Consider the following 1124-nt stretch of genomic DNA (forward strand, 5'->3'; position numbering starts at 1 on the left):
AGCAGCCCGATCGGCACCGCCGCGGCGAACGCCAGCCCGTCCAGCGTCTCGGTCTGGGCGAACGTCGTCCCGACCACGGCGACCAGGCCGAAGAAGACGAACACGAAGACCTCGCCCAGCGCCCGGTAGCCGTAGGGGATCGGGCCGCCGGTGTAGGTCCAGGCCGCCAGGATGCTCACCGCACCGACGGCGACCAGCCACCAGCTGGACACCGCCGCGAGCGCCAGGCCGGCCACCGCCGCCACCGCGAAGGACGCCAGCGCGGCGACCAGCACCTGGTGCGGAGTGGCCGCGCCGGAGCCGACCAGCCGCATCGGGCCGACCCGGTCGGCGTCGGTGCCGCGCTTCCCGTCGGAGTAGTCGTTGGCGTAGTTGACCGCCACCTGCAGCGCGAGCGCGACGGCCAGGGCGAGCAGCGCGGGCACCAGCCGGAAGCCGTCGAGCGCGGCCGCCGTGCCGGAGCCGACGAGCACCGGGGCGAGCGCGGCGGGCAGCGTGCGGGGTCGGGCCCCTGCCAGCCACTGGGCGGGGGTGGCCATCAGTCGGTTCCTCTCAGCGTGCGTGCGACGGCCCGGCGGTCGGGCTTGCCGGTGTGCAGGGTGGGCAGCGCGTCGACGACCGTCAGCTCGCGGGGGGCGGCGGCCGCGCCGAGCCGGGCGGTGACCCAGGGGCGCAGCTCGGCCAGGTCCGGCGTGGCGCCGGGGGCGGCGACGACGGCGGCGACGACCCGCTGCCCCCACTCGGGGTCGGGGAGCCCGGTGACGACGGCGTCGGTGACCGACGGGTGCTCGCGCAGCAGCGCCTCCACGGCCTGGGGGGACACGTTGACCCCGCCGCTGATCACCACGTCGTCCAGCCGGCCGTGCACGGTGAGCTGGCCGGCGTCGTCCAGCGAGCCGGCGTCCCGGGTGCGGAACCAGCCGTCGCGGAAGGCGGCCGCCGTCCCGGCCGGGTCGAGCCGGTAGCCCGACGCCAGCACCGGGCCAGCCAGCTCGATCCCGTCGGTCACCCGCACGGAGACCCCCGCCAGCGGCACGCCGTCGTAGACGCAGCCGCTGGCGGTCTCGCTCATGCCGTAGGCGGTGCGCACCTGCACGCCGGCGCGGCGGGCGGCGGCGAGCAGG

The 1124-nt window shown here is 77.4% G+C and carries 1 protein-coding gene and 1 pseudogene; both read right to left on the reverse strand.

What is annotated here, in order from left to right:
- Nucleotides 1-539, reverse strand: a 539-nt coding sequence (locus G5C62_RS27190; RefSeq protein ID WP_164703437.1) for a 1,4-dihydroxy-2-naphthoate polyprenyltransferase, incomplete at its 3' end; no start/stop codon positions are given.
- Nucleotides 539-1124, reverse strand: a pseudogene (locus G5C62_RS27195) (AMP-binding protein); the annotation flags it as partial. The pseudogene G5C62_RS27195 and the gene G5C62_RS27190, both read right to left, overlap by 1 nt.

The organism is Modestobacter sp. KNN46-3, assembly GCF_011039295.1.